General features: G+C 51.5%; 16 protein-coding genes. 13 read left to right on the top strand and 3 right to left on the bottom strand.

All coding sequences use genetic code 11. The annotated features are described in order from the left end of the window. The first annotated feature begins 858 nt into the window (after positions 1–858). The 12 genes from Q2J34_RS06550 to ispF all read left to right on the top strand — a co-directional run bounded on the left by Q2J34_RS06550 (position 859) and on the right by ispF (position 16817). Complete coding sequence (locus Q2J34_RS06550; protein WP_298886886.1) at positions 859–3282, top strand: InlB B-repeat-containing protein; 2424 nt, start codon at positions 859–861, stop codon at positions 3280–3282. 196 nt (positions 3283–3478) lie between these two features. Further along, complete coding sequence (locus Q2J34_RS06545; protein WP_300969585.1) at positions 3479–6481, top strand: sensor histidine kinase; 3003 nt, start codon at positions 3479–3481, stop codon at positions 6479–6481. A gap of 4 nt (positions 6482–6485) precedes the next feature. Next, positions 6486–7265 (top strand): LytR/AlgR family response regulator transcription factor, encoded by a 780-nt coding sequence (locus Q2J34_RS06540; RefSeq protein ID WP_298886881.1) that lies wholly within the window; start codon positions 6486–6488, stop codon positions 7263–7265. Positions 7266–8132: 867 nt separating this feature from the next. After that, positions 8133–9068 carry a GIN domain-containing protein gene (locus Q2J34_RS06535; RefSeq protein ID WP_298886878.1) on the top strand — a complete coding sequence of 312 codons (936 nt, stop codon included), beginning with the start codon at positions 8133–8135 and terminating at the stop codon, positions 9066–9068. A 64-nt stretch (positions 9069–9132) separates the two neighbouring features. Further along, positions 9133–9858 (top strand): Bax inhibitor-1/YccA family protein, encoded by a 726-nt coding sequence (locus Q2J34_RS06530; protein ID WP_298886876.1) that lies wholly within the window; start codon positions 9133–9135, stop codon positions 9856–9858. Between the two features lie 21 nt (positions 9859–9879). Continuing rightward, positions 9880–10881, top strand: a complete 1002-nt coding sequence (porQ, locus tag Q2J34_RS06525) for a type IX secretion system protein PorQ (RefSeq protein ID WP_298886873.1) — start codon at positions 9880–9882, stop codon at positions 10879–10881. Next, entirely contained in the window at positions 10871–11557 is a 687-nt protein-coding gene (gene cmk / locus Q2J34_RS06520) for a (d)CMP kinase (RefSeq protein ID WP_298886870.1), read from the top strand. The genes porQ and cmk overlap by 11 nt, the downstream gene beginning before the upstream one ends. Positions 11558–11581: 24 nt before the next feature. Then, positions 11582–12484, top strand: a complete 903-nt coding sequence (locus Q2J34_RS06515; protein WP_298886891.1) for a 4-hydroxy-3-methylbut-2-enyl diphosphate reductase — start codon at positions 11582–11584, stop codon at positions 12482–12484. 12 nt (positions 12485–12496) lie between these two features. Continuing rightward, positions 12497–13540: a hypothetical protein gene (locus Q2J34_RS06510; RefSeq protein ID WP_298886867.1), complete on the top strand. Its 1044-nt coding sequence runs from the start codon at positions 12497–12499 to the stop codon at positions 13538–13540. Further along, the gene (locus tag Q2J34_RS06505) at positions 13533–15086 is read left to right on the top strand and encodes a YifB family Mg chelatase-like AAA ATPase (protein ID WP_298886864.1); all 1554 of its coding nucleotides are present in this window, start codon (positions 13533–13535) and stop codon (positions 15084–15086) included. The genes Q2J34_RS06510 and Q2J34_RS06505 overlap by 8 nt, the downstream gene beginning before the upstream one ends. Before the next feature lie 60 nt (positions 15087–15146). Continuing rightward, on the top strand, positions 15147–16328 hold the full coding sequence (gene porV, locus Q2J34_RS06500) for a type IX secretion system outer membrane channel protein PorV (RefSeq protein WP_298886861.1): 1182 nt from the start codon (positions 15147–15149) through the stop codon (positions 16326–16328). 12 nt (positions 16329–16340) lie between these two features. Continuing rightward, positions 16341–16817, top strand: a complete 477-nt coding sequence (ispF, locus tag Q2J34_RS06495; protein WP_298886858.1) for a 2-C-methyl-D-erythritol 2,4-cyclodiphosphate synthase — start codon at positions 16341–16343, stop codon at positions 16815–16817. 356 nt (positions 16818–17173) lie between these two features. Here ispF and Q2J34_RS06490 read toward each other — a convergent pair whose 3' ends face one another. After that, a complete protein-coding gene (locus Q2J34_RS06490) occupies positions 17174–17404 on the bottom strand; it encodes a hypothetical protein (protein WP_298886856.1) in 231 nt (76 codons plus the stop codon). Positions 17405–17435: 31 nt separating this feature from the next. Between Q2J34_RS06490 and Q2J34_RS06485 the strand changes: the two genes are divergently transcribed. Continuing rightward, complete coding sequence (locus Q2J34_RS06485; RefSeq protein ID WP_298886854.1) at positions 17436–17606, top strand: hypothetical protein; 171 nt, start codon at positions 17436–17438, stop codon at positions 17604–17606. An 866-nt stretch (positions 17607–18472) separates the two neighbouring features. Here the strand turns inward: Q2J34_RS06485 and Q2J34_RS06480 are convergent. Both Q2J34_RS06480 and Q2J34_RS06475 read right to left on the bottom strand, forming a co-directional pair. Further along, positions 18473–19147 (bottom strand): M48 family metallopeptidase, encoded by a 675-nt coding sequence (locus Q2J34_RS06480; protein WP_298886851.1) that lies wholly within the window; start codon positions 19145–19147, stop codon positions 18473–18475. Further along, positions 19144–22374: a type I restriction endonuclease subunit R gene (locus Q2J34_RS06475; protein WP_300969584.1), complete on the bottom strand. Its 3231-nt coding sequence runs from the start codon at positions 22372–22374 to the stop codon at positions 19144–19146. Before Q2J34_RS06475 ends, Q2J34_RS06480 begins: the two co-directional genes overlap by 4 nt.

Below are 22374 nucleotides of genomic sequence, written 5' to 3'. Positions count from 1 at the left end.
TTTCCTCCGAAGTTTCATTTGATTCCTCCGAAGAATTTTTTCTTCCCCACGTGGGAAATAAAAATTCTCCACCTGGATATTTCAAAATATCCACGTGGAGAATCCGTTTTTCCCGACATAGCGATTGGACGCAACGGACGCACCTGACGAGTAACGATAATGTAGGGACGCTCGGTCTGAGCGTCCGTTGTCGTTAAGTTTTACGGCGTTCAGATTACGACGTCCCGGTCGTTCTACAACGGACGCACCGACCGTGCGTCCCTACAAAGGGTTACTCGTCTCGATTTGACACAACGGACGCACCTGACGAGTAACCCGTAGGGGCGGACCTGTGTGTCCGCCCGTCCTCACCTGAGCGCAGTCTATTCTGCGGGCGGACACGTAGGTCCGCCCCTACACAAGCTACGTCAGCACGACAATTCCACTCATCAAACGCTGTAACCCCGATCTCCGTAGAGACGCACGAGCCGTCCAGCCCCTACAGGTTTTTACTCGTTTAGGTATCCCTACTCGTGAGAGTTACGGCATCGAGTCCAAGAGATGAATTTCGTCCAAATCTTGGAGAAACCATATCGGATTCTGCTATATTTGGACAAATCCCGAGAAGTGCCCTTTTTGCTCTTGATTGATAGCCCTTAAGGCTTGTAACTTTGTGCTGTCTATAAGCCTCTTCTTTAGTATCCCCTAGAGGGTATTTATGCACTCTCTAGTGGTATTTAGAATCGCTAGATCCTAGCCAACTACACTAATCAAAACCAAATATAACAATGAAGAAATCCAAACTACACCTGATGCGCAAGACACAGCTCCTCGGGGCGTGTCTTGTCTCATATCATCATCTATCAACTACCAACTAATATGACAAGAAGACTACACCGCTGGGCGTGCGTCCTACTCTGCACGCTCCTCACCTCGATAGGGCTACAAGCCGAGGAATCCTCCCAGCCCTCGTCTACTACCTCCGATGCACTCCGTACCGTTGGCACAGGCGTCATCACGATGACCACTACCAAGGCCGTCGGAGAGAAAATCACATTAGAAATTTGGGGTGGTGGCATCACCATCGAAGGTGTCAAAGAGCCGTTTTCTAGAGGCTCCGCTACCTACACCCTTACCAGCCAAACTGTCATCATTCGAGGCAATGTCACAGAGCTTAATGGTTGGAACAATCAGCTGACCAGCTTGAACGTGTCTGGTTGCACTATCTTGACAGATCTTGAATGCTTCGGCAACAAACTGACTAGCTTGGATGTCTCGGGCTGTACCGCCTTGACAGAGCTTAAATGCTACGACAATCAACTGACCAGCTTGAACGTCTCGGGCTGTACCGCCTTGACAACGCTTGAGTGCTTCAACAATAAACTGACCAGCTTGGACGTATCGGGCTATACCGCCTTGACAACGCTTAAATGCTCCGAAAATCAGCTGACCAGCTTGGACGTGTCAAAGAACACCGCCTTGACAACGCTTAAATGCTCCGAAAATCAGCTGACCATGTTGGATGTATCAAAGAATACGGCCTTGACAAAGCTTGAATGCTACCACAATAAGCTGACCGCATTGGATGTTTCCCAAAACGCCGCCTTGACAGAGCTTAAATGCACCAACAATCAGCTGACCGCATTGGATGTTTCCAAGAATACCAAATTGGGAACACTTGACTGCCAGCAAAATCAACTGACTGCATTGGATGTATCCCAAAACACAGCGTTGACAAAGCTTGTCTGCGCTGAAAATAAGCTGTCCGCATTGGATGTATCCCAGAATACTGCTTTGAAAATCTTTGCCTGCGGTGAAAATCCGCTGACTGCATTGGATGTTTCCCAAAACATTGCGTTGACACAGCTCATCTGCGACAACAATCAGCTGTCCGCATTGGATGTATCCCAAAACACCGCATTGAAATGGCTTGACTGCGACAACAATCAGCTGACCGCATTGGATGTATCAAAGAATACGGCCTTGAGAACGCTTGAATGCTTCATCAATAAGCTGACTGCATTGGATGTATCCCAAAACATCGCGTTGACAGAGCTCTACTGCTACCGCAATCAGCTGACGGCATTGGATGTTTCCAAGAATACCAAATTGGAAGCACTTCGCTGCCACGGCAATCAAATCAAAGGCAAAGAGATGACCCGCTTGGTGAACAGCCTGCCCGACCGTACCGGAAAGAGAGCCGGTAAATTTACCGTAGTGCAAGAACCAGCTCCGGAGGGCAATATTTGCCTTAAATCCGATGTAGCTATTGCCAAGGGTAAGAACTGGAATACGCTAAAGTACAAGTCCGATACCAGAAAGTATGTTGCCTACGAGGGCGCAAATTCCTTAAAGGTTACGCTGACTAAGGAGGGCGAAGGCACGCTCACCGCTACCGGTGCGGACAACCTCAACGCCGTTCCAGAGGGTACCGAGCTGACCATCGTAGCGACACCGGCTGATGGCTACAAGTTGACCGCTCTAACGGCCAACGGTAGGGACATCCTCGCAACGAAGAAGCTGAGCGTCAGGGAAGACACCGAGATCAAGGCAACCTTTGCGAAGAAGAAGAACTACACCGTGACATTCACGCCAGAAGGCGAAGGCGAAAACAAGCTCACAGCTACTAGAAATGGGGAACCCTTTACCTCTGGAAGCCTAGCTTATGAAGGCGACAAGATCGTCATCACAGCTCAGCCTGCTGAGGGCTACCAGATAGACAAGTGGCTCATCGGCAAGGAAGAGATAGAGGTCACTCCCTATACGGGTAAGACGACCTTTGAGTGTACCGTCGGCACGGCAGATGTTTTAATCAAAGCGACCTTTACGAAGAAGACTTTTGCCGTAACGCTCACCAAGGAGGGCGAGGGTACGATCTCCGCTACCGGAGCCGCTGACCTCAACGCAGTCCCCTACGGTACGGAGCTAACAATCGTTGCTACGCCAGCTGCTGGCTACAAGTTGACAGCTCTGACGGCCAATGGCAAAGACATCCTAAGCACCAAGCAGTTCATAGTCAAGGGAGCTACCGAAGTGAAGGCAACCTTCGTTGACCATACAGGTGTCGAGACAATCGGTGAGCAGACCGTTCGCATCTATCCGAATCCGGCACAGACGTTTGTCCTCATCGAGGGCTTGCAACCAGCTAGCCAGGTATCGCTCTACAGTATGACTGGCGAGCAGCTGTACACGGGTCAGACAGATCGCCGAGGGACTCTGCGAATTGACCTGACAGCTCTCAGCGATGGTGTCTACCTCCTCGTAGGCACTGGGTGGCAGGAGCGACTAGTGGTCAAGAAGTAAACGATCAATCCTGCTTATTAGACTGCTGCATTGAAGTGAATGGGTATCACGTCAGTGTAGCAGTCTTTTTTTATCTCTTCTCTGCGACACAAGAGCTTCTGACCTTTAAAGGTCAAAAGCTTAGTCACTCTAGTCTCTAAATATGTATCTTTGTGAACCGATGAAGTCTTATCATCTACAGCAATACACTCCTATTATGACAATCCTAGCCCTATGGCTACTAGTCATAGGAACTCTTCAGGCACAAAGCTTGAAGGGGGTGCAGAGCATACGCTACTCCAAGGAGCAGGGATTGCCACAGTGTCAGGTGACTAAGTTGATGCAAGATAGTCGCGGGTATATATGGGCTGGGACGAAGGCTGGTGTGGGTCGATTTGATGGCGTGCGGTTTCACCCCTTTACGGCATCTAGGGAGGGGTTGTCAGCTGGAGAGGTCGTCCATCTTGAGGAGGATGAAGATGGCTTTGTATGGATCATTACGACGCAAGGTGTCTCAAGGATCAGTGGCGATAGTGTACAGACACTCCCTGTACCTCTGACGGGACTATATGCCGCAACCTTAGGTGGAGAGCGTACCCTGTGGTATGCCAAGCGGAATGCATCGTCTCGCTTTGTAGTCGGTCACTATGCAGAGGGGAGGCTGCAAGAGACGCCTCTCTCTCCAGGGGTCACCTCGGTACACTCTCCGATGCGCTATGATAAGCTACACCACGACCTCTACCTCGTAGGTTCGTATGATGATGACTCTGAGAGGCTATTGCGGGTGACGAGAGAGGGGCGTATCACAACCGTTGACCTCCCTAAGCAACTACAGCAACAGTCTAAGCGTCTGCTCTATGGGCCTCGGGGCGAGGTCTGTATAGCCTTTAGCCGAGAGGTGGGGACGGTGGAGCTTTATGCTCTCTCTGCTAAGGGGCTTAGTCGTATAGCTTCTTCTGTAGGAGGGCGTTGGGTAGAGCCACTCCCGATAGCTTGGTATGGGGTAAGCAATGTCATACTGCCAGGCTTACATCTAGGAGAGTTACAGTTCCTAAATTATGGCGAGCTGATAAATCTTAGTAAGTATATATCGCAGTGGGGGTATATCACAGATATGGTCGTTAACCATCAGGGGGGCATCTATCTTGGTACAGAGCGCGGTATGCTACAGGTATTGCCTGATGCGATTCAGCTCTACGATGCGAAGCTACTGCCTGAGGTGTGGGGCTGTGTCGCTGGCGATGATGGCACGATATACGCTAGCTCCTTTACGCACGAGATCAAGCGCATCCGTGGCGATCAGGTAGAGTCGCTCTCACTTACTAGCGAGCTAGATCAAGGGTACTACTTTCATCCTGTACGAGATAGCCGTGGGGTGCTTTACTTTCCACACTCTAAAGGAGTGATACGTTATAATCCGAAGAGTGGTAAGGTCTCAGAGCTAGAGCGTACAGGGGTGCATGAGCAGCTCTGCTTCTATACCTATTACGATGCTCAGCGTCGGCTTATATGGGGAGGAGGTATGGGTAGCTTTGCTATATGGGACGAAGAGGGTAAAGTACAGCGTACAGTCACACAATATAAGAGTGTCACAATACAGGGTAATATACTCTCCATCACACGGGACTCTGTCGGGAGCTACTGGCTGGGTGGTAGAGAGATTTACCGCTATGACTACGACACAGGAGCGTTAGTTAGGTATGCTAACGAGCGAGGCGCCTCATACTTCTGTATGGAGATGGCGACAGATGCGTATGGCACGACTTGGTTTGCCACAGATATGGGACTATGCTACTACGATGCTAAGCAAGATCAAATCTGCGTAGTAGATGATCCCGAGTTCCAAGAGTTGACCGCCCTCGTCCTACCGATAGATAGCGAGCGACTACTGGTGTCGCAGGGCGATCGGCTCTGTATCATCGATCTCAAAGCATTTCATCGTACGAGACGAGTGAAACTGTGGGGCTATATCGATGCGTCCAATGGTTTTCGTGTAGAGGAGCCTGGGCAGGCTGGCGCATATATGGACTCTCAGGGCAACATTTGGGTGGCCAGTAGTTCGCATCTAGCGTCTATTCGCCCCAAACTATTAAGACCGACAGCTACGCACGGAGCCAAGCTCTTCTTCTCCTATTATGATAACACGCCTATACTATATAATCAGCGACGAGTGAGCCTCCCGACCAATAGATCGTCTGTGACCATTTCGCTTACGACGCTTGCCTATAGTCGTCCCTATCCGCTGGTGTATCGCTATCGTACGAGTAGCACAGCACCTTGGAGCAAGGCTCAGGATGAGGATTATATCGTCTTGACCAACTTGCCTCATGGCACGACGACACTGCAGGTGCAGGTGCTATACAAAGGGACTGATAAGGTCTGCTCGGAGCAGGAGCTATATGAACTAGAGATATCGGTAAGGCGAGCCTTCTATAATCAGGCATGGTTTGTCCCAAGCATTGTCCTCTTACTGCTGCTAGCCATCGTGGGGAGTGTGCTCCTCCTGCTACGTACTAAGCGACGCCTCTCTGAGACTATTACGCAAGCTCAGGTAGCTGAGATGGATACGATACAAGCTCAACTCAATCCACACTTTGTCTACAATGTCCTGACCTCGGTACAGGCTAAGGTACACTTACAGAAAACCGAAGAGGCCGAGCAGCAGTTGGTCAGTCTGAGTCGGCTCATACGAGCATTCCTCCATAGTTCGATACAAAGCTCTGTAAGTGCGCTAGACTCTACACTAGCACAGCACTGGACTACGCTACAGCGGGAGCTAGAGCTGACGGAGCAGTTTGTGAGCTTTCAGCAGGAGCTACACCCAGATGCTTTTGCCTTTCAGATTACCATTGAGGAGGCTATATCTCCCGATCAGGTTTGTATACCTCCGATGCTCCTGCAGCCCTTTGTGGAGAATGCTATAAGTCACGGACTACTGCCTCTCAATGATGCCCGTAGAGCGATGCTACAAGTCTCCATCTCTCTAGACCAACAGGGTGGAGCCATATCCATCCAGATAGCTGACAATGGTATCGGCATACAGCAAGCCAAAAAGCTACAACACAAGTCCAAGCTCAGCTATCACTCCTATGGTCTGGAGCTAACGAAGAAGCGTATCCACCTCCTCAATCGACTAGGCTATGCGATAGACCTCGGTATAGACTCTTCGGAGCAAGGAACCACCATCACACTACGCTTACCACCTCATTATCGCCTATAAATCTATGTTTACAACTATCCCACCACTACGGGCCATAATCGCTGACGACTCTCCCGAGATCTTGGCTCTGATGCGTTCTCTAGTCGAGGAGGTAGCCCCAACGCTAGAGATTGTTGCTACTTGTACCTCGCTGGCAGAGGTAGATCTAGCCATCAAGAAGTTTGCCCCCCAGCTACTCATCTTGGACATACAGTTTGCTCCTGAGGGGCGGACCGCCTTTGACCTACTAGAGGAGTGGCAAAACTTCCGACAGTTTCAGCTCATCATCTTCTCCGGGCACTGTGAGTTTAAGTATGCGCAGCAAGCGATCTATGAGGGAGCCGTCGCCTTTCTCGACAAGCCTATAGACAAGGAGTCGCTACGCTCAGCTATCGAAAAGGCTACTCAGCATATCTATCAGTCGCAAGAGACGAGTACTGCATCTACCCCAAGCGACCAGACTGGTAAGTGGCTACAAGTCTCTACAGCGGTAGACACGCGAATCTTCCATAGTAATCAGATCGTATACATACAGTCTAGTGACGGGGGGTGTAAGATCTATCTGTCTGATGGTGAGGAGATCTACAGCACTAAGAACATAGGTGTCTACGATAGAGAGCTACAGGGACTACACATCTTCGTTAGGACGCATCAGAGCTACATCGTCAATCTTAACTACATCCAGGGCTACACAAATCGCACCGAACGCAAGCTCATACTGCGCTCTCCTTTTCCTCAGTTACCCAGCTCCAAGATTGGCTTCAAGAACCTCAATCATTTCTTCTCCCAAAACCGAGAAGACTAGCGATAAGTCGTAAGCTCCTTTTTGCCGTGAAGCTCCAGTGCCATCCCCTATTGGCACTGTAGTTTCATACGGGTGAAAATAGAGTTTCATAGGTAGGAAAATAGAGTTTCATAGGTAGGAAAATAGAGTTTCATAGGTAGGAAACTGTAGTGCCATACGTCAGGGCTGACGCATTATAATCGCTCTGTCAGGAGCTACACACGAGCGACAAGCAAGACATAGATGAGGTCACTATATATAATGTGTCAGCCCTACCCTCTAACCTCTCCCCTTCCGATTCCCCCAATCCCTGATTTCTAATCTCTAACCTCTAACCTCTAATTACATATCTTTACAGGGAAATTTGTCCGATTCCCTCCTTTCTCGAATATCCACGTGGTAAATCTCAAATCTCCACGTGGATGTTTTTTATTTTCCACGTGGGGGCGAATCATTTCTTCCGAAGTTTCATTTCATTCCTCCGAAGTTTCATTTCATTCCTCCGAAGAATTTTTTATTCTCCACGTGGGGATTTCGAAATATCCACGTGGAAATCACTTTTCTCCGACACAATGCCATTTTGATATGTAGTTAGTTGTAAATTATCGTAGCGAGCCGGCATCAACTTTTCCCAGCCAGGGATGACGCATCATAATCGCTCTGTCAGGAGCTGCTCATTAGCAACAAGCGAGGAGTAGAGAGGCCTATGACTTCATGGTATATAATGCGTCAGCCCTGTGCCATACGGAGGGAACTATTGGCGTCTCTGCACTTTTTTGTATCTTCGTTGCTACAAATGGGGTGATTCGTCTCTTGATGCAGGGTCGGCCCTCGTGGCACGCTATTGACAGACAGACACCTATCACTCAATCAATCCCTAGAGTCTCTATGAAGAAACGCAACATATCCCTCTCTCAGTTCACCTCTAAGCTCTCTGACATACCGATCCCTGAGGGTGTGCGTAGATGGCGACAAGGAGTTATCGCTGGTGGCACCCTCGCCTCAGGTGTGGCGGTGACCGCTCTAGCTCTCCTCTACTGGCAGCGTCATAGGCGTAGCAAGAATTACAGCTACGCTACTAGGACCTTTGACACGCTAGAGGTGGGGACGGGCGTTCAACTACAGATCAAGTTTGACACCGTATCACACGCCACGCTCAGAGTCTCCTATCCCAACGCGCTACGCCGCCGTGTGAAGGTGTGCGTAGCCGACAACACGCTATCCATCAGACGTCTACCCTATCGCAACCGTTGGGTACCGGGAGAGGTCTTTGCCGAGCTCACATTACCCTCGATCAGCCAGCTGCGCGTGGTCGGGGATGCCAAGGTCGTAGCGACGGGATGCAACAAGCTCGATACGCCTTTTGACCTGCTACAGATTGGTGGGCAGGTAGAGGGTTTGACCATCGATGCGAACTACGCAGAGGTACAGCTGCGTGGCAATGCAAAGGCCGATCTCTACCTCTCGTGCAAGCAGTCCTTCATAGGCTACAGCGGTTCACCTGAGATACGTGCTGTACTGCAGTCTGATGGGGAGACCCACATCACAGCGACTGGATCTGGAAGTGCTACACTCCTCGGACAGACCAATGAGCTCTCTCTGACAGCCTCCGATCGCTCTGTGGTGCGGGCTGATACACTGACAGTTGAGGCGGCTGATGCGTTGCTCTCTGACAGCGCTGAGTGCTACCTACAGGTGACCGATCGACTCTCCTATACACTCTGCAACGACTCCAAGCTAGGACTCACTCAGCAGCCAAAGCGCATAGTGAAAGCTGAGGTTCTTGACTCGGCAACATTGGAGACGCTAGACGGGAAGCGTTAAACTTCTCTCTCACTCCCCTATCTGATACAGACAAAACGATGAAACACTTTAATATCATAAAGCTATGACAACACCCCCTCCCTACAACCCCTCAGACTACTCAACTCCTGAGGGACAAACCTATATGGCAGCCCCATTGGTTGGCACAGTGATGCGCAAGACCTTCGGCTGGATGGCTCTATGCCTGCTCATCACGGCACTCGCTGCTATGGGTGTCGTAAACACAGGACTCTTCTACCAGATAGCTTCATCAGGAGCTATGTGGCTACTCATCATTGCGGAGCTAGTCGTGGTCTTCGTCCTCTCGGCGCGCATCCACAAGATGAGCGTGACGACGGCTACCATTATGCTGATTGTCTACTCGGCACTCAATGGTGCGACGCTCTCTGTCATCTTTGTAGTATATAGTCTCGGGTCGATTGCGAAGACCTTCTTCATAACCACCGGCATGTTTGGCGTGATGGCGCTCGTGGGTGCTACCACCAAGCGGGATCTATCTAAGATGGGCTCTATCCTATTCATGGCACTGATAGGCCTCATCATTGCTTCGCTGGTCAATCTCTTCCTTCGCTCGAGCGGTCTGGACTGGATCATTAGCCTCATCGGCGTGGTACTCTTCACCGCTCTGACCGCTTACGATGTGCAGCGTGTGAAGCGTCTAGCTACTGAGACAGACCTCTATGACGATACGCAGGTGGGACGGCTAGCGGTCATCAGCGCTCTATCGCTCTATCTAGACTTTATCAACCTATTCCTATACCTCTTGAGGTTCTTCGGACGTAACGACTGATAGTCCCTCTACTACAGATCTATGCCTCGAGCATCTCTCGGGAGTGCACTACTCCTACTACTTTTCGGCCTCCTCCCCTATACAACTGTACGGGGGCAGGAGGCTCATACTTTTGGCTTCCTGCTACAGCCCCCCTCAGCACAGTCGCTCGCTATGGGCGGCAAGGTAATATCCTATATAGATGCAAACCCGGGGCTAGCTCTAGACAACCCCGCACTCTATGGACACGAGGTGGCGGGACGAATGTTTCTCTCCTACTTCAACTACATGCGTGGCACGCACAGTGCCAATGCGCTCTACGGGCTACCTGTCGGTGAGCGGGGTGCCTGGGCGGTCGCTCTGCGCAGTACCTACTATGGTAAGATGCAGGGATATGATACGCAGGGGGTGGCGACGGCTCCTTTTCAGGCGATGGAGATGTCACTCTCGGGGCTGTACAGCTACGACTTGACCGACAGACTGCGTGGTGGTTTGGCGCTCAAGATGCTCTATGGGCAGATCGAGCATTACTCTGCTTTTGCCCTCATAGCCGACGCAGGGCTGAGCTACTACCGCTCCGACTGGGGCACATCGCTAGGTATGACCATCTCTAATGTGGGCGGTATGCTCAAGAGCTACGGACTCTCGCGTCGTATGCCACAGTGGGACGTGCGTCTCGGTATGTCGCAGCGACTGGCGCATGCTCCGATACGCTTTCACCTCACGCTACATGGTCTGACACCTTATAATATACAGACCTGGGGAGCGGGACGGTCGACGGGTATCCGTGTAGCGAGTCACTTAGCGGGTGGCGTGGAGTTTGTCCCGTCTGAGCAGTTTTGGATCGGCATCGGGTACAACGCAAAGCAAGCGGTGGATCTCTCGGAGCGAGGAGCTAAGAGCCTGAGTGGCCTGTCGGCTGGTGTGGGCTTTAACCAGAGGCACTACCGCCTAGCACTCGGCGCAACCTATTATACCCCACAGATGTTGGGGCTGATGTTTTCATTCTCCACAACATTTGGCAATGACAAGTATGTCTACTAAGCAGATACAGATAGCGATCGATGGATACAGCGCCTGCGGCAAGAGTACGCTAGCGCGTGCACTCGCCAAGGACCTGAGCTACACCTACGTGGATAGCGGTGCGATGTATCGTGCCGTGGCTCTCTTTGCGATGCGCCGTGGGCTATGGGATGGTGAGCACTTTGACCTAGATAAGCTACGTCAGGAGCTGGAGGGTGTGCAGGTGACCTTTGACCCTCAGACGGGACACACGCTCCTCAATGGTGAGGATGTCGAGTCTGAGATCCGCACGCTAGAGGTGTCTCGTCCAGCCAGTGTCGTGGCGAGCTATGACTTCGTACGCACGATGCTCGTGGCGCAACAGCAGCGTCTGGGCGAGGCGGGCGGTATCGTGATGGATGGACGAGATATAGGGACGGTTGTCTTCCCAGAGGCTGAGCTCAAGATCTTTCTCACAGCAACGCCAGAGGTGCGTGCACAGCGTCGCTACGATGAGCTACGTGGCAAAGGCGACCAGACGACAACGATGGAGATGGTCTCGGCCGATCTAAAAGATCGCGACTACCGAGACTCACACAGAGCGATCAATCCGCTCCGCCAAGCTGAAGATGCGGTAGTCATAGATAATAGTGTACTCTCTATAGAGGAGCAGGCTGCCATGGCTCTAGCTCTAGCACGACAGAGAGAGCAGAAGTAGATAAGGGTGAAGGCGAATAATCAGATAGGACGTGTCGAGATAGACCCCGAGTCGGGCTTCTGCTTTGGCGTCATCAAGGCGGTCTCTCGTGCGGAGGAGATCTTGCGCCAAGAGCGTAACGAGCCTCTCTACTGTCTAGGCGACATCGTTCACAATCGTGCTCAGGTAGATCGGCTGGAGTCTCTCGGCATGCATACGATAGATCACGAGCAGTTTAGCCGTCTGAGCAATGCACGGGTACTATACCGAGCTCACGGTGAGCCACCCGCCTCTTACACTTACGCTGCAGAGCATGGCATAGAAGTGGTTGATGCGACTTGCCCTGTCGTGCTGAGACTACAGCAGAAGGTGAGACAAGCATACCTCCAGCATGCGGAGGATGATACGCAGATCGTCATCTTCGGCAAGCCTGGACATGCAGAGGTCAATGGACTGGTCGGACAGACCGATGGCAAGGCGATTGTGGTGCGAGAGCCTAAGGACTTAGACTTGATCGACTTCTCGCACTCTGTCGAGCTCTTTTCGCAAACTACCATGCAGGAGGATCAGCTTGAGGAGATACTTTCGCTCATTAAGAGCCGTCTGAGTGGCTCTGCAACGCTTATTTATCACAACACCATCTGCCAGCAGGTGGCGCGTCGCATTCCCAATATTCGAGCCTTTGCCAAGAGCCACGACCGCATCTTCTTTGTCTCCGATCAGAAGAGCTCCAACGGGCGTGTCCTCTATCAGAACTGCCTCGAGGTCAATCCGAATACGACCTTCATCACCTATCCCTCCGAACTGACCTACGACTTAGTCCCCTCACACGAGGAGTCTATTGGCGTGTGCGGAGCCACCAGCACCTCGCGAGAGCAACTGCAAGAGATCGCCGAGATCATCGAGCACTGGATGCAACAAAGACAAGATGCTACTCAGTCTAACTAAAATACACACCCTATGAGACGACTGCTCCACCCCTTTAGCATACTATTGCCGACCCTCACCTGCTTGCTCCTACTAGTATCTTGTGGTGGTGGTCAGGTAAAGATTGAGATCGACAGCGGCAAGGCGGACAACACGGGCTACACAGCGCTCCTCTACACGCTACAGAGTGGCGGAGCGCAGATTGACACGCTCACCTTTACCAAGGTCGGGGAAGCTTTTTCCTACACCTTCGACCGGGACTCTATTTATGAGGCGTACCTCGTCGTAGGTTCCTTCGAGCAGTATTACCCGCTAGACCTGCAGAACCAGAGCAAGGTGCGCTTTCACCTAGAGGTCGCCTCACCGCACAACTGCTACGACCAGGACGAAGCTAAGAGGACGGGCTACAAAGCTTTCCTAAAGAAAGCGACCCCGCTCCTACGTACCTACGACAAGGCGGTCGCTGACAATGACTTCGACAACGCCAATAAAGAGGCGAAGCTGGTGATGCAGGAGTTCATCGCCTTTGCATCAAACCTCAAGGAGAAGGAGCTGAAACGCTATGCCGCGCAGATGGACTGGGCACTAGAGATCATGTCTCTCTACGAAGACGGCCTGTCGCAGTTTCGTCTAGCACTCATCGATGGCACCATAGACTCAGCACTCTTTACACCTGAGATCTATCAGTTTGTCGTCACCCCTCCGTCCACTGCACAAAAGGGGTACCCCACCCTACGCGCTATCAATAAGCAGGACACAATCACATGGCAAGCCTCCAGCTATCCGCAGGGGCGCATCCTCTATGGCGCAGATATCGAGTGGCGAAAGGTACGCATACCGCAAGGCTCTCAGCAGTCGATCACGTTGCTCCTGCCCCTCGGAAACGTAGACTCGCTAGCTCAGATAGCCAATCGCCTAGGCGCATACAACTATATCATTGATGCGCCCGAGCCTCTCCGTGTGCAGCTCTACAGATCTTTAGCTCCAGACAGACAGGCTGGCGTGATGCACTACCGTACCGATAGTAACCACACGCTAGTCGTGGACTCTATCTCTTATTTCCAATACAATGAGTAAGCTCGTCAAGACCTATTCCTCAGCCCTGGTCAGCCTCGATGCACTTCTCGTCACCGTGGAGCTCAGCGTCTCCAAGGGATTTAACATCAGCATGGTAGGACTGCCCGATGCCGCCGTGCGGGAGTCGCTCTCGCGTGTCTACACCGCCTGCGACTCCAGTGGCGCGCACCCTAAGAGCCATAATACGGTCATCAACCTAAGCCCAGGCGATGTGCGCAAGGAGGGGACCGTCTTTGACCTCCCGATTGCCGTGGCACTTCTTGCTGCCAATGAGATCATTCCCGATGAGCCTCTGGCAAACTATGTGATGGCTGGCGAACTATCTCTCGATGGCACCTTACAACCTATCAAAGGAATACTCCCGATGGCCATCATGGCGCGAGAGCAGAAGTTCAAAGGAGTCATCGTGCCAAAAGAAAACGCCCGCGAAGCTGCCGTCGTCAACGACCTAGAAGTCTACGGCGTCGAGTCGCTCAGAGAGATCATAGACTTCCTCGCAGGCAGAGCCAAGCTAGAGCCGACGGTGGTCAACACCCGCGAGGAGTTTGCCCAGCAGCAGTGCGTCTCTTCGGTAGACTTCAGCGAGGTCAAAGGGCAGCCCGCCCTGGTCCGAGCTATGGAGGTCGCAGCCGCAGGTGGACACAATATCATTATGATCGGCTCGCCTGGATCGGGTAAGTCAATGGTCGCCAAGCGTCTCCCCACGATCCTCCCGCCACTCACCCTCCACGAAGCACTCGAAACGACCAAGATATACTCCGTAGCCGGTGCCCTCAAGGGAGATGTATCCCTGATGAAGAGCCGCCCCTTCCGTTCGCCACACCATACCATCTCTAATGTAGCACTTGTAGGAGGCGGTACGACCCCACGTCCAGGCGAGGTGAGCTTGGCACACAACGGGGTGCTCTTCCTTGACGAGCTGGCCGAGTTCAATCGTGTAGCCCTCGAGCTGCTACGTCAGCCGCTCGAAGACCGTACCATCACCATCTCTCGTGCCAAGGCGACCTTCAGCTATCCCGCCTCCTTCATGCTGGTAGCTGCAATGAACCCCTGTCCTTGTGGATACTACAACGATCCCAACCGCGAGTGTACCTGCCCTCCTGGAGCACCCGCTAAGTATCTGCAAAAGCTCTCCGGGCCTCTCTTAGATCGCATAGACATACAGATCGAGACTCGTCCCGTAGACTTCGACTCGCTCTCCGACCGTCGCCCCTCCGAGAGCAGTGCTGCGATCCGCGAGCGGGTCATCAAGGCGAGAGAGATACAGCTCCAGCGCTTCGCCCCCTACCCAGGCATCCATTGCAATGCACAGATGACCCCACGCTTGATGAAGCAGTTCGCCTATGTCGAGGGTGACGCTATGAAGATACTGCGTCAAGCAATGATACAGCGCGACCTCTCTGCGAGAGCGTACGACCGCATCCTCAAGGTGGCTCGCACCATTGCCGACCTCGATGGCTCTGAGCAGATTTCGCTCAAGCATATCAGCGAGGCGATCAACTACCGCAACCTCGACCGCTCCTCCTGGGGCATCGTATCGATCTAACAACAAGTAATACAATAAACAGCCTTCCACCGCCGTTAGTTCAGTAAATCAATAGACTCTATGAAACTTCGCAATCTACGCATAACCGCCCTCCTACTCCTAGCCTTGGGGTCGCTAACCGCTCACCTCACAGCACAAGAAGTGAGCCAAGACAGACGCTTCAATCCGGTCCTCACCTCAGTACCCTCGCTCAATATCAACCCAAGTGCCCGTGCTGCAGGTCTAGCCGATATGGGTGTCTCGACCACACCTGACGTACAGTCTCAGTACTTCAACCCCGCTAAGTACGCTTTCCTCAGTAGCAAGGCGGGTACCAGTATGTCCTACACACCTTGGCTCGCTAAGCTGGTCAAGGATATCAAGCTCATGGAGCTTGTCGGCTACTATAAGATAGGCCGTGAGAGCAACCAAGCACTCAGTGCCTCTGTACGCTACTTCTCCTTTGGTGCTATCGAGCAGTTTGGCCCTATGTCCGAGTCGCTCGGTGAGGCGCACCCCAATGAGTTTGCCGTAGACTTTGGCTACGGGCTACAACTCTCTGACAGCTACTCGATGGCGGTCGCTCTGCGCTACATACGCGCCGACAACAACCTCGCAACGGGTGAGAAGAGCGCGGGTAATGCCTTTGCAGCAGACATCGCAGGTTTCTACAATCGTTACTTTGACCTAGGCTCTGCCGAGAGCTTGTGGACCTTTGGCTTCAACATTAAGAACATCGGTACCAAGATCTCTTACGACAACGGTGCCACCAGTATGTTTATCCCGACCAATCTCTCGCTCGGTACAGGACTTCTCTACCCCTTTGATGAGTACAATGCGCTGGCCTTCAACGTGGAGGCAAACAAGCTCCTCGTCCCGACCCCTCCTGTCAAGGATCAAGCCAACCCCGAGGCGTACGATGCTGCTCGCCAAAAGTATCTCAACACCTCCTCCATCGCAGGTATCTTCACCTCGTGGGCTGATGCACCTGGCGGCTTCAAGGAGGAGCTACAGGAGGTCTCCCTACGACTCGGTGCTGAGTACAGCTACAACAATCGCTTCTTCCTACGTGCGGGCTACCACTACCTACACCCGGACAAAGGTAACCTCCAGTACTTCACCGCTGGTGCGGGCTTCAAGATGAACGTCTTCAGCATCGACGCCTCCTACCTCGTCTCGACTGTCCAGAGCAACCCGCTCGACCAGACGCTCCGCTTCACCATCGCCTTCGACTTTGACGGCATCCGTGAGCTACTCAAGTAAGCTACCGCAAGCATGACCTGCAGCTATCGCATAGGCTCTGGCTACGACATACATCGCACCACGCCAGACCGACCGCTCATCCTCTGTGGCATACGCATCCCCAGCCCGCTGGGACTACTCGGTCACTCCGATGCCGACGTAGCGCTACACGCCCTGATGGATGCACTCCTCGGGGCTATCGGCCAGCGAGACATCGGCTACCACTTCCCCGACACCGACGAGCGGTACCGTGGTGCCGACAGCACGCAGCTCCTTGCCACCGTCATGCAGATGGTACGCGAAGCAGGCTACCAAGTGGTCAACGCCGACCTTACCATCATCGCTCAGCAACCTAAGCTGTCGAGTCATATACCGCAGATGATAGCGCGCCTCGAGGAACTACTCGACACCCCTGGCGTCAATGTCAAGGCAACGACCCACGAGCATCTCGGACCGCTAGGCAATAGCGAGGGCATCGCAGCGCAAGCCGTCGTACTGCTTACTCGCTGATCCTCACGCCATACCAGAGCACCCCAATAGCCACGAAGGATACATCCACCTCCCTCGTGGCTATTCTTGTTTTCACGAAGACGCTATACGTCTCTTCGCTGTAAAACTTGGACTAGGGCTAACCATCTTGAGACTGTTGCAAAAGTCAACAGTCTCACAATCTTGCTCGCAAGATTGTCCTGACTTTGCAGAAAGGATGAAGCGCAAGGCGCTGAGGGTGAGGTCTGAAGCTCACATACCTACGTATGTGACCGAAGCCGAATCCCGAAAGCAACACAGCGATTCGCCTTTATGCAACAGTCTTATCGTGATCGATGGCTGTAGCCCTAGACTCCTGTCTCCACGATTACACTTGATTATGCGGTCTTCTTTTTTCTCTTTCTACTCTGAGAGACGAGCACCCCTATAATGAGAAGGGCATAAATGACCATTCCCCCTGTGGTAAGCCAAAAGAGAAGCATATCTCTATCAAAAGAGAGATAGACAGAGATCAAAAAGAACATCAGAAAGAGGATACTCCTGACAGCTACGAGAAGAAAAGGCTCCTCCTCCAGCATGTTAGATAAAACAGTTTTGACTATGTTCATCGAATCGTATTTTTCCAATAGTTAAAGCTGTGTGCTGCCACAGAAAGACTTCGCGCATCGCAATGTCAAGTGCAACACGACTACAAATGTAGGGAAAAACTTCGTAGCCTGTTTGACCACCGACACCAACCGCCAACAGCCAACCACCAACAGCCAACAGCTAACCGCCAACCGCCAACCGCCAACCGCCTCTAACCTCTAATCTCTCCCCTCTAACCTCTCCCCTCTAACCTCTAATCTCTAACTTCTAACCTCTAATCTCCCTTTACATCTCTTTACAGGGAAATTCGTCCGATTCCCTCCTTTCTCGAATATCCACGTGGAAAATCTCAAATCTCCACGTGGATATTTTTTATTTTCCACGTGGGCGTCAAAAAATTCCTCCGAAGTTTCATTTGATTCCTCCGAGGAATTTTTTATTTCCTACCTGGGAAATAAAAATTCTCCACCTGGATATTTCAAAATATCCACGTGGAAATCACTTTTCCCCGACACAGCCCCGTATCGATATGTAGCCGACTCTAAATTATTGTAACAACCAACAGCCACAACGGACGCCACTAGCCGTGACGATACCCTGTAGGGACGCACGATCTGTGCGTCCGTCCCCGTTAAAACCACAACGCTGTAATCTTTGACACAACGGACGCCACTAGCCGTGACGATACCCTGTAGGGACGCACGATCTGTGCGTCCGTCCCCATTAAAACCACAACGCTGTAACCTTTGACATAACGGACACACAGATCGTGCGTCCCTACATGGCGACGTCGGTGGGAGGGCGTCCGTCCCCGTTAATGGTTACAGCGTCCCGTACACGTCATATCGTTCGACAACGGACGCTCGACCGAGCGTCCCTACAAAGGGTTACACGTATCGCCTTGACATAACGGACGCTCGTGACGTGTAACGATGATGTAGGGACGCACGGGGGTGCCCAGTCGGAGGGCGTCCGTTTCCAAACCAGCGATACGTCGTCATGGTTAGTGTCTAGTCAAGGGGCGATTGACTCGCTTGACAGCTATCTTACACCCTTCGCCCGCCAAAAACGTTTAGGACACTATTGGATTAAAAGTCAATTTCTATTTCGTTTCCATTTTTAGCCAACCAATCCTTTGCTTGAGCGTATTGAGGGAGCTGTACTGCTACTATGTTCCAAAACTTTGGAGTGTGGTTCGGCTCGATGAGATGCGCAAGTTCGTGCACCACAAGATAGTGGATTACGTTTATCGGAGCTTTGATGGCTCTCCAGTTAAAACAAAGATTTCCCTTCGGCGTACAGGAAGCCCAGCGGTAGTGCATCTCTTTGATACAGCACTCTGAATAGGTTACGCCTAATGACGTAGCATATTCACGTGCCAATGGATCAATAACAGCCCACGCGCGGTTTTTATACCACTCCTTCAGAAGGTCGTATGCCTTGGCCTGACTATGGCATGAGATGCTGAACGTACCATCACGGAACGCTACACCTGGGAAGTTGATTTTAGAAATCACCAAAGGGCATGGATGACCGAGGTAAAGCAAAGTCTCTCCCGTAACAAACTCCTTCTTCTTAGGTTGTTCGGGGTATTTGCGTGCATCCTTTTGCTTTTCCTCTATCCATGTGCGCTTCTGTTCTACGATGGCTGCGATACGTGTAGCGGCAATTCCCTCAGGAGCTGTTACAACCACGCGCCCATCGCGTTCCACCACGATGCCCAGCGTTTTACGCCGGCTACTGTATCTTATCTCGTAGTTCATTGGCTTATGAGATGGTTATGGTTGGCTCGGGCTACTTCCATTATACGGCTTATCACCTGCTTGTACTTCTGCATCATGTCGGGCAACGAACAAAAGTCCTTTGACAAAAGCACTTCGTTTTGCAGGTCTGCCTTCAGCCTTTTTTGAGCCATTACGTTGTCCCAAAAGCCAACTAACTTAATTTCCGTTTGGAGCTTCAATGCTACGGCCTGGGTCAATGCCACGTTTTGGCTGATTTCATCCTCGTTTAAATCGCGGTCATCCCACAATACGGCTTTGAATATACGGAAGAATGGCATTTGAGTCCTTCGATCAAGTCCATAAGTCGGTTCTTGTTGGCGTTGCAATATCTTTTGGCGCAACTTCTCCAGCTCGTCATAAATTCTCTTCCAGTTGCCTTTGAAGTTTTTGAGTATTTCTTCTATGGCTGTTGAGAATGATGCGAAAAGCTCTGGATCTTCATCCATGTTGATGTCGATGAAATTACGGATAGCATGCTCCACTTGTGTGGCCTTGGTCTTGTCGCGCTTGCGCTTTTTGGTTTCCTCCATGAAGTCTTCATCCATGATGGATATTGGCTTCACGGTTTCCTCAATGCCCTTATTCTTCAAATAGGCATCAGCTATGGCCAACAGTTTGGGTGGCAGACCTTTCATACTCAACCGCCCATCACCAAGGTGCTTCATTGCCAATGCGTTGATTTCGGTAAGCTGCACCCAATCTTCGTAGTAATTTAAAGCCTCTTTGGCAGGAAGCAGGGCATTGAAAGCTGTCGAAAATTTACGGTACAGCTCAATATATGTGCCGCGTATCGTCTCATCATAGAATAGGTCATAGAATGCATCTTCATCAGTCAGGTCGTTTATACCGTGCTCCACTTTAATGAAGTGCATGATGGCTTTGTGGGCTTCGGCCAAATCTTTCAACAGCTGTTCTTCGTTGCCAATGGCTGCAATAATGTTCTCAATCTCTCCACTGTCAACCTGTTGCTGTTTTTCATCGGTTTTGAGGATGGCTTCGCGTAGATGGTGGCCTATTCCTACGTAGTCAACAACAAAGCCATAGTCTTTGCCCTCCGGACCTTTGCGGTTCGGGCGGGCGATAGTTTGCAACAGATTATGGGCAATAATCACTCTGTCAAGGTACAGCACCTGCTCAATGGGGGCATCGAAGCCGGTGGTGAGCATGTTGTACACGATAATGATTCCCACATCGCCCTTGATTGTGTTGTCTTCCTCGTCTTCAGCGCCAAATGGCAGTTTAAAGGACTTGATACTCCGCTCGTGATACGTTTTGTCGATATACTGTTTCACTTCGGGCGGGTCGTTACGGTCGCCCGAAATGACAACAGCGGCTCGTACCTTCCGCAAAGTTTCAAGATCTATATGGTTAGGGTTGTCTTGCTCCAATTTGCCTATTTCTTCTTTCAGCGCATCTTCTACGGCTTTTTTATAACGTGCGGCTGCAATGCGGCTGTTGGCCACAATCTGTGCTTTAAAACCTCCGCTGAATATTTGGCTCACATAATGCTGCATCATGCTCTTGGCTTTGGTGCGGATCGTTACCTCGCTGTCAAGATAGGCATCACGAGATCCGAAGCCGAGTATTTGCATTCGCTCCACAAGGTTGTAGTCGCTGAAGACATCTTCAAACTTCTTGTCTGCATCAGTTTTATCTTCTACTTCTGCATTGTGTGTGAAGCCTTGATAGATGATTTCGAGTGTCACGCCGTCATCTATGCTTTCGCGCATGGTATAACGGTCTATATAGTCTTTGTATAGACGCTCAGTCTTGGCAGTTGGTGTACCAGTAAAACCGATTTTGGTTGCATTAGGCAATGCCCGGTCGAGGTTGGCTCCCAATAGAGAGTATTGCGAGCGGTGGGCTTCATCGGTCATGATGAGTACCTTGTCGCTCGTATTGAGTTCGGGAAACAAAGCCATGCCTTTCCCGAGTTCCCCAGTTTCCTGAAACTTGTGTATCATGGCCATTACTAAGTCGCTGCCATCGGTTTTGAGCAACTCTTTCAAACTATTTCCTTTGGGTGGGTTGAGAGGGTCAATGCATTCGGCTTTATGGAGAGTCAAACCTATGCCCGTTCCCGTTTCGCCCAGTTGTTCTTCGAGCTGTGTGCGGTCGGTCACAAACACGATCTTCCATGTGGCCAATTCGGCATCTATACGCATTTGCCGAACAAGGAACATCATCGTGAGGCTTTTACCCGAACCTTGCGTGTGCCATAATATGCCGCCACGCTCTATCTTGTTCTTGACTTTTTTCAGTCGCTCCGCCATTTTCTTCACGGCACGGAACTGTTGGTAACGCCCTACCACCTTGATGGTCTTTCCCTTATCATCGGTCTTGAATATGGTGAAGACACGCAGGATGTCGAGCAAATTTTGGAGAGTTAGCATACCAGCCACAAGCCGCTGCTGGTCGTTGGGGGCAGACTGTCCGTGTTGCAGGTCGTTCACCGTCATGGGGTAAGGGTCTGTCCAACGGTAGAAGTACTTGATGGTATGCGTAGTGATGGTACCAAACATGGCCTGGTTGCGACAGGTGGCTACGAGAAATTGGTTATAGGCAAACAGCTCCTGATTTCCTTCACCTACATAGCCACGTTGCTCGCTGTAGCGCATCAGCTGGTCAATTGCTTCGGGGATAGGCTCAGTGATTTTAGGCGATTTTGCTTCAACCACTACGAGGGGCAGACCGTTGACAAAGAGCACCGCATCGGGAATGATGTGGTTGTCGGTTGCCGGAATAGCTACTTTGAATTGTGAGATGGCGGTGAAGACGTTGTTTTCTGGATGGCGGAAGTCAATGTAACGCACTTCTGGCGACAGATCACCTGTTTGTTCGTTGCGTGCCACGGTGGTACCTTCGAGCAGCAGACGCAGCACTTCACGGTTATTATCAAGCAGTTTGCCACTGCCGAAGCTGGTAATGCGTGTGATTACGTCGTCCATCTGACCATCAGTGAGCCACGGGTTGATACGGCGCACTGCGGCTTTGAGCTTGGGCATGAGCACCACTTCTCGGAATGAATGGCGGTAGCTATCTTCAGGGGTTTGTCCAAGCTCGAGCATCAGCACTTCGTTGTCACCCTCGTCCCAGCCTTGTGCTCGGAGTTGCTCCATAAAGGGTATCTCTACGCTGTGTTTTTCATCGAACTTCATAGCCTTGCCGAGTTCACCCACATACTTATTATCGTTGCTCTTTATCAT

This window comes from Porphyromonas vaginalis (genome assembly GCF_958301595.1).
Taxonomy (GTDB): Bacteria; Bacteroidota; Bacteroidia; order Bacteroidales; family Porphyromonadaceae; genus Porphyromonas; species Porphyromonas vaginalis.
This window is presented reverse-complemented; position numbering and strand designations above follow the sequence as displayed.